The organism is Micromonospora sp. NPDC049230, assembly GCF_040647875.1.
Lineage (GTDB): Bacteria > Actinomycetota > Actinomycetes > Mycobacteriales > Micromonosporaceae > Micromonospora.
Genome location: NZ_JBEZCZ010000083.1, coordinates 1 through 7,853, shown reverse-complemented (window position 1 = coordinate 7,853; position 7,853 = coordinate 1). Strand labels below are relative to the sequence as shown.

Genomic DNA, 7,853 nt, shown 5'->3' with positions numbered 1-7,853 from the left:
GGGGGGGGGGGGGGCCCGGGGGGGGGGGCCCCCCCACGTTCTCTCTCTTTTCTGGCGGTCAGCTCAGTGCCGTGCGGTGGGCGACACCTCGGTACGGGAGTTCAGTGGCACGACCGGCACCTGGCCGGCGGGGACCACCCCGTCGATTCCGCCCAGCAGCCGCCGGCCAGCCCGCTCCGGCCGAACGTTGGGGCTCTCGGCCGTCTGCACCTGCGGGCGGTGGTTCGCCGCACGGATCTGCTCCTCGTCGACCCGGACACCCAGCCCGGGTGCGTCGCCGAGGATGAAGGCGCCGTCCTCGACGTGCAGGTCGACGGAGAGGCCGACCGGTGGACGCAGGTCCTGCAACTCGCTGGTCAGGTGGTTCGGCACCGAGGTCGCGGCGTGCAACAGGCCGATCGGGCTGTTGCCGATCGGGCTGACCGGCAGGTCGTACGCGTGCGCCAGGGCGGACGCCCGCAGGAAGTGGGTGACTCCCCAGACCGCGGCCATCTGGACGATGTCGACAGCGCCGGCGGCGAGCAGCGGACGGTACTGTTCGAGCCCGGTGAGGTTCTCGCCGGTGGCGACCGACGCGTTGACGCCTCGGCTGACGACGGCGAGGCCCTCGGCGTCCCAGCGTCGGACGGGCTCCTCGATCCAGATGAGGTCGAGGGCGCGTTCGAGGTCGCAGACGTGCCGCACGGCCTGCTTGCGGGTCCAGGCCTCGTTGACGTCGAGCATCAGACCCGGTCGCCGACCGTGCCCGGCCTCGGTCAGGACCTCCTTGACCAGGGTCAGGCGGTGCCGGTCGCGATCGAGGTCGAGACCGCCCTTGAGCTTGGCGGCACGCAGACCGTGGCTGGCGTAGACCTCGTACTCCGCGACGAGTTCGTCGTCGGTGAGCCCGATGTCCAGGCCGGACGCGTAGGCGTTGACGCGCCGGTCACGTCCGCCCAGCAGCCGCCACAGCGGCTCGCCGGCCGCCTGCGCCTTGATGTCCCAGAGGGCGGTGTCCAGTGCGCCGATGGTGCCGAACACCGGGCCGGCGTGACCGGCCTTGAAGGTGTGCCGCAGCATGCGGTCGTACAGCGTTGTCACGGCACGGGGGTCTTCGCCCTCGATTGCTGCGAAGATCCGCTCGATCTCGACGTGCGGCCCGAGGCCGACTCCCGAGATGCCCTCGTCGGTGTCGACGATGACGATCGAGACCGGAACCACCCCGTCGGCGAACACCCCGTTGGCGTCGCCGACGGGCCGCCCCCATTCCTGGACCGTGGAGAGCGTCCGATATCCCGTGATCCGCATGTCAACCCTTCGTGGAACCGGCGGCTACACCGTCGGCAATTTGGCGCTGGAGGAACAGGTAAACCAACAGGACGGGAATGGCGGCGATCAGCACCCCGGAGGCGAAGGTGGGAATGTTGTCGGAGTACTGACCCCGCAACGAGGTGACACCGATCATCAGTGTCCGGTGATCGGCGGAGGGCATCATCACCAGCGCCATGAGGACGTCGTTCCAGCAGAACAGGGCGTTGAGGATGCCGACCGACAGCAGTGCCGGGGTGCCCAGCGGCAACATGATCCGGCGGTACACGCCGTACACGGTGTTGCCGTCGATCCGGGCGGCGTCGACGATCTCCGATGGGATGCCCCGGTAGTAGCTCGTCATCAGAAAGACCGTGAAGGGCAGGAACTGGGCCACGTAGACGAGGATCAGACCGGGGTACGTGTCGATCAGCCCCGCGTCGGCCATGATCCGGGACAGCGGCACCATGATCACCTGGAACGGGATGAAGAGCCCCGCGAGGCAACCCAGGAACAACGCCGACGAGCCACGGAACCGCAGCTGGCTCAGCGCGAAGCCGGCCATCGACCCGAGCAGCAGCAGCAGCAGCACCGACACCGTCACCACGAGCAGCGAGTTGACGAAGTAGCGGCCCATGCCGACGCTGTTCCACGCCGTGCTGATGTTCTCCCAGCGCAGGGCGTCGGTCAGGGAGAACCGGTCGAGGATGTAGTCACGGCGGGTCTTCATCGCGACGTTGGCGGTGAAGAGCAGTGGGTAGATCGTCGCCAGCGCGAGCAGTGACATGGGGATGGCGATCAGCCACCATCCCAGGCGGGCCCGAGACATCAATCCTCCTTTCCGGATCGTTCGAGCAGCTTGATCTGCAACAGCCCCACCACGAGCATGATCATGAAGAGGATCGTCGACGCGGCCGACGCGAGAGCGGGACGGTTCATCTGGCCCTGCTGCTTCCAGATGTAGAACTCCGGCAGGTACGTCGACCCCTCCGGCCCGCCGCTGGTCATGACGTAGAGCAACCCGAACATCGAGGTCAGCATCCCGATCATCGTGGTCACGAAGACGAACTGGATGGTGCGCGAGAGGGCCGGGACGATCACGTGCCAGACCACCTGGCGCAGCGACGCCCCGTCCACCCGGGCAGCGTCCAGCAGCGCGGGGTCCAGGGTGGCGAAGCCGGAGAGGAACACCACCAGGGCCATTCCGAAGGTGGCCCAGATGTGCACACCCACCACCATGAACATCGCGATGTCCGGGTCACCGAGCCAGTCCACCGGAGTGATGCCGAACGACCCGAGGATGGCGTTGAGAGGACCGTCGAAGGCGAGCAGCAGGTTGAAGATCGCGCCGACGATGACCGGCGAGAGCACCGCGGGGAAGAAGTACACGCTGCGGTAGAAGCGGTGGCCGGGCACCCGCAGGTAGATGAACGTCGCGAGCAGGCCGGGGATGGCCACCGCCACCGGGAGCAACAGCACCAGCAGCCCGACGTTGCTCAGCGCCGTCCGGAACAGCGGATCGTGGAACAACTCGCGGTAGTTGCCGAATCCGACAGCCGTCCCGTTCTGCGCACCGTCGCCGGTGAAGGAGAAGTTGACGCCGAGGAGCAGCGGATAGAGCCGCAGCACCACGATGATCAGGATGGCCGGAGCGACCAGGATGTAGGGGGCGAGGCGTTCGGCCCGCAGGCCGCCGCGGGTGCGACGGGGCTGTGCACCATGCCGATGGGTGGCGGGGGTGGGCGCCGCCCCGCCGGCCCGTCCGGCCTGAGCCAGACGGACCGACGGTTGCGTGTTTCCAATTGACACGAGGGTCAGCCCGCCTGGTCGGAAGCGGCCAACTGCTTCACCACCTCGTCGACGGTGATCGACCCGCTGAGCAGTTGCTGGGAGAGGCGGCCCATCAGGTCGAGCGTCTTCGAGGAGAGCGCGACGTGCAGAGCCGGCTTGCCGGTCTTCAGGTCGCCGACGATCGTGGAGACCGCGGGCCCGCCCGCGGACACGTCGATGGTGGTGTCGGCGGCGATCGCGCCGGCGTCGGCGTAGAAGGCCTTCAACGCGTCGGCCGAGCTCAGGGAGCGCACCAGGTCGGCGGCCACCTTCGGGTCCTTCGTCCACTTGGCGACCGCGTAGCCGATGCCACCGTCGTACGGGAGGCTCGGGGTGGTGCCAGCGGTGACGACCGGGGCCTTCATGACGCCGAGCTTCTCCGGGGTGAGGAACTCGTTGAAGTCCTGCCAGTGCCCCACGTCCGACATCAGACCCATGACGTGCGCGGCCTTACCGGACTGGAAGAGTGCGAAGGAGTCGTTGAACATCGCTGTCGAGTTGGCCCCGTCGCTGTTCATCTTCTTGTCGCCGGTCTCCTTCCAGAGCTGGAAGATCCGCTTGACGTTCGCCGAGTTCCAGTCGCGCTTGCCGGTGATCCAGGCGTCGTACTCCGCGGCCGTGAGGGTGACCGACCCCATGCTGGAGAGCCAGAACTGGATGCCGACGCCCTCCTTGTTGCCGAGGGCGAAGCACTTGGCGCCGGCCTTGGCGATAGCGGCGCAGTCGGCGACGAACTTGTCCCAGGTGGCGGCGGGGGTCGCCGGGTCGAGGCCGGCCTTGCGGTAGATCTCCTTGTTGTAGTAGATCGGATAGCCCTGCAGCGTCACCGGGGCGCCGTAGACCTTGCCGTCCTTGGTGAACGCGTCCCAACCGGCCAGCCGCTGCTTGTCCTCGGCCACGTAGTCGGTGATCGGCACCAACGCGTCAACCCGGTCGCGAATCTGGCCACCGCCGTTGAACAGCATGACGTCCGGACCCTTGCCGGACTGGATCGCCGCACCGAGCAGCGTGTAGTACTGGTCGAAGGGCTGCGCGACGAACTCGACCTCAACCTTTGGGTGCTTTTTCTTGAAGTCAGCCTTGGCCTTGTCCAGATAGGATTTGGCGAACGCCTCACCGGACTTCCAGTCCCACACCACCAACTTGCTGTCCGACCCGCTGGACGAACTCGAATCGCTTGCACTTCCGCAACCGGCCAGGGCTAGGCCCACAACGAGGACGGCCGACCATATTGCGCGCTGTCTCATCAGTTGTCACCTCAGAAAGTGGGGTGGCCGGCGGGCGTGCCGCCGTGCCAATGTTGCCCGGAACGTAACTCGTATGACGTGTGACGTCAATACTCAGCCGTACACTGAGCCGGACGTCGTGCCACGGCGAGCCTTTCGGAGGGGACATGACGCTATCGCAGGAAACAGCCCTCAGCAGCCCGGTGACACCGGCATGGGTGCGTAGGCCGACAAACCTCGCCAGGGCGGTCACCGCCGAGCTGGTGGAGCGCATCGTCCGTGGCGTCCATAAGTCCGGTACGTCCCTACCTCCCGAGCCGATCCTCTGCGAGACGTTCTCCGTGAGCCGGACCGTCGTCCGGGAAGCAGTCAAGATCCTTCAGGAGAAGGGGCTGGTGCAGGTTCGCCAGGGTGCGGGCACCATGGTCACCCCGGCGGCGCAGTGGGACATGCTCGACGAACTCGTCCTCGGGGCCACCATCGCCGAGGACGACAGCCTCGACATCCTCGACGATCTCGTGGTCACCCGGCGCGTGCTGGAGTCCGACATGGCGAACGTCGCCGCCCGCCTCGCCGACGCCGGGACCATCGAGCGGCTGCACGCGATGGTGGACCGGATGGACGAGCTCGTCGACGACCACGTCACCTACCACGAGCACGACCGGGCCTTCCACGACGCGATAATGCAGACCTCCGGAAACCGGATCGCCCGGGGCGTGGTGCGGGCGCTGGAAAGCCAGGTCATCAACACCGCCCGCTACATGGGCCGCACCGAACGGTCCCTGTGCGTGGCGTCCAACCGGGGCCACCGGCGCATCTACGAGCGCATCGCCGCGCACGACTCCGACGGTGCCGCCGAGGCGATGTTCACCCACATCACCGAGGCCTGGCTGGTGCGCCGCAGCGGTTCGGGCAAGCCGATCCGGCTGCAACGCTGACCGTCGCGGGCAACGAGACGGCGCCCGCCCCCGAGGTACGGGAGCAGGCGCCGCCAGCTGAGGCCGACCGGCCTCACGAGAACTGTGCGAAGAACCTCCAGATCTCACCCTTGGTCCAGGTCGTGATGCCGCTCTCGGCGTAGGTGCCGTCCACCGGGCCCGGCATGTGACCGTTGTCGTACGCGGCCCACTGCACCGGGTAACCAGACCGGCAACCCGAGTACGTGGTCGTGACGTGCGTGCGGCTGCCGGCGGCCGGCTCGCGCGGGCTCTGCGCGGTGCAGCCGTTGTTCCGGACGAACGTGTCGCGCAACGCCCGGCCCCCGGAGATGTTCAGGACGTTGTCCGTGATGCCGTGCAGCCCGAAGTACGCGATGGGCTGCGTACCGCCGCTGCAACCGCTGATCTGCCCACCGGAGATGACCGCGACGGCACGGAAGACGTTGGCCCGCGCGCAGGCGATGGCGTAGCTCATGCCACCACCCCAGCTGAAGCCGAGGGCGAACCGCTGCCTCGGGTTGACGCAGAGGCTGCTCTCGATGCGGCTGATCATGTCGTCGACGAAGACGATGTCCTCACCGCCGGAGTTGCCCCAACCGTTGCCGAACCCCTGGGGCGCGACCAGGATCGCGCTGTTGTTCGACTGCTCCTGCTGCCCGTAGTAGGACCACGGCGTGCCGCTGGTGCCACCCGAGGAGATCTCCTGCATGGTGCCGCCGCGCCAGTGGAACGCGAAGATCAGCCGGTAGGGGTTGCTGTTGTTGTAGTTGGCGGGCACCCGCAGGATGAAGGTGCGGCTCTTCCCGTTGCTCTGGATCGTGTGCGTGCCGCTGGCCAGCGTCGGTGCCTTGCCGCACCCGCTGCCACCCGACGGCGGGGGGTTGCTGCCGTCGGTGGGCACGAGCTGCCACTGCTGGTTGGTGCCGTTCCAGTCGGCGTACTGGACGATGTTGGCGCCGTCGGCGGTGGACGAGCCCTGCACCTCGACGGCCTTGTTGCTGTTGCGGTTGATCAGCCGCACGTAGCCGCCGTCCGAGTCGGCGAGCCGGAACTGCTGGTTCGTCCCGTTGTTGTCGGACCACTGCACGATCGCCCCGCCGTCGGCGGTGGAGCGGCCGCTGACGTCGAGGACCTTGCCGGAGTGCCGGGACTTCAGCCGGTAGAAGCCACTGCCGGAGTCGACGAACTGCCACTGCTGGTTCGCGCCGTTGTTGCGCGTCCACTGGCTGATCCGGGCGCCGTCGTTGATGGCCGAGGAGACCAGGTCCAACGCCTTGCCGCTGTTGCGGTTGACCAGGACGTACCAGGCGCTGGTGTCCACCGTCGCCGCCGCCGCGGGCGCCGCGTTGACCGCGACGAGTGTGCCGGCCGCCATGATCGCTGCCGCCGCCGCGGCCAACCCTGACCGCCAGCGACGTCTCGGTGGAGAGGCGGGACGAACCTCACCGATGGCATTCATGGTCCACTCCTTCGATCGGGGTCACCCACGAGCAGAACGCACGCGCGTGCCCTGGGGGTGCGTGCCAGCGTCTGGTGGTGGCGGCGGCACGTCGGGGGTGCGGGCGAGATGCGGCCACCGAGAGCACCTGCCCGGCCATGCCGGCAGTCGACAGTGCGGCCGCGCCGCCCGCGTGGGAAAATTAGCGCTCACAACGTCATACGTCAAACGACTGACGTCTATCGGGATCGGCTGCCCGGCACCGGCACCGGACCCACCCGAACGGGCCCGGACCGGCGGACGAAACCGCTGTGGAAACCAGCCCCGGAACCGCACAGCCAGCCGACACCGTAGCGGCCCGCCCCGATGAACGGGACGGGCCACCACGCTTACCGAGCTGCCTCGTGACGGCTGTTATCCGATGCGGACCAGCTGCCACTGTTGGTTGTTTCCGCCCCAGTCGGCGTACTGCACGATGTTGCCCCCGTCGGCGGTGGACGAGCCCTGCACCTCGACGGCCTTGTTGCTGTTGCGGTTGATCAGCCGCACGTAGCCGCCGCTCGACTCGGCGAGCCGGAACTGCTGGTTCGTCCCGTTGTTGTCGGACCACTGCACGATCGCCCCGCCGTCGGCGGTGGAGCGGCCGCTGACGTCGAGAACCTTGCCGGAGAGCCGCGACTTCACCCGGTAGTAGCCACCGCCGGAGTCGGTGAACTGCCACTGCTGGTTGGTGCCGTTGTTCCGCGACCACTGGCTGATCCGGGCGCCGTCGTTGGTGGCCGAGGCGTACAGGTCCAGCGCCTTGCCACTGTTGCGGTTGAGCAACACGTACCAGGCGCTGGTGTCCACCCCGGTGCCCGGCGGGGGCGTGGTGGGAGTGGTCGAGCCGGAGTTGAGAGTGTCCAGGACGGAGTTGTACGCCGCCTTCTTGTTGCCCGACCGGTCGAAGAGCAGGGCGTTGTCGTCGCCGCGCCAGGAGTCGCTGTCGCGCACGCCCCACGTGGTGATGCCGGTGCAGCGCGCGACGGCCAGGCAGGCCCGGGTGACCCCGGCGAAGACGTTCGCCTGGTTGCCGCCACTCATCACGTCCAGCTCGGTGATCTGCACGTCCACGCCGAGATCGGCGAAACGCTG

The 7,853-nt window shown here is 67.9% G+C and carries 6 protein-coding genes and 2 pseudogenes; 1 reads left to right on the top strand and 7 read right to left on the bottom strand.

All coding sequences use genetic code 11. From position 1 onward, the window contains the following. Positions 1 to 63 precede the first annotated feature (63 nt). Genes AB0A95_RS34500 through AB0A95_RS34485 form a run of 4 tightly spaced genes read right to left on the bottom strand, consistent with a single transcriptional unit; the run spans position 64 to position 4,253 of the window. Positions 64 to 1,287, bottom strand: coding sequence for a mandelate racemase/muconate lactonizing enzyme family protein (locus AB0A95_RS34500; protein WP_357559959.1), 1,224 nt, complete (start codon positions 1,285 to 1,287; stop codon positions 64 to 66). A 1-nt stretch (position 1,288) separates the two neighbouring features. Then, the gene (locus tag AB0A95_RS34495; RefSeq protein WP_357559958.1) at positions 1,289 to 2,116 is read right to left on the bottom strand and encodes a carbohydrate ABC transporter permease; all 828 of its coding nucleotides are present in this window, start codon (positions 2,114 to 2,116) and stop codon (positions 1,289 to 1,291) included. Next, positions 2,116 to 3,096, bottom strand: a complete 981-nt coding sequence (locus AB0A95_RS34490) for a sugar ABC transporter permease (protein WP_357559957.1) — start codon at positions 3,094 to 3,096, stop codon at positions 2,116 to 2,118. The genes AB0A95_RS34495 and AB0A95_RS34490 overlap by 1 nt, the downstream gene beginning before the upstream one ends. Positions 3,097 to 3,101: 5 nt before the next feature. Next, positions 3,102 to 4,253 (bottom strand): extracellular solute-binding protein, encoded by a 1,152-nt coding sequence (locus AB0A95_RS34485; protein ID WP_357559956.1) that lies wholly within the window; start codon positions 4,251 to 4,253, stop codon positions 3,102 to 3,104. A 257-nt stretch (positions 4,254 to 4,510) separates the two neighbouring features. On the opposite strand from AB0A95_RS34485, the gene AB0A95_RS34480 reads away from it, so the two are divergent. Beyond that, positions 4,511 to 5,281: a FadR/GntR family transcriptional regulator gene (locus tag AB0A95_RS34480; protein WP_357559955.1), complete on the top strand. Its 771-nt coding sequence runs from the start codon at positions 4,511 to 4,513 to the stop codon at positions 5,279 to 5,281. A 73-nt stretch (positions 5,282 to 5,354) separates the two neighbouring features. On the opposite strand, the gene AB0A95_RS34475 is transcribed toward AB0A95_RS34480, so the two are convergent. The 3 genes and pseudogenes from AB0A95_RS34475 to AB0A95_RS34465 form a co-directional block, all read right to left on the bottom strand. Further along, positions 5,355 to 6,740, bottom strand: coding sequence for an RICIN domain-containing protein (locus AB0A95_RS34475; RefSeq protein ID WP_357559954.1), 1,386 nt, complete (start codon positions 6,738 to 6,740; stop codon positions 5,355 to 5,357). A 399-nt stretch (positions 6,741 to 7,139) separates the two neighbouring features. Continuing rightward, positions 7,140 to 7,568, bottom strand: a pseudogene (locus AB0A95_RS34470) (RICIN domain-containing protein); the annotation flags it as partial. Positions 7,569 to 7,679: 111 nt separating this feature from the next. Then, positions 7,680 to 7,802 (bottom strand): annotated as a pseudogene (locus AB0A95_RS34465) (endo-1,4-beta-xylanase); the annotation flags it as partial. Between the last annotated feature and the right edge of the window lie 51 nt (positions 7,803 to 7,853).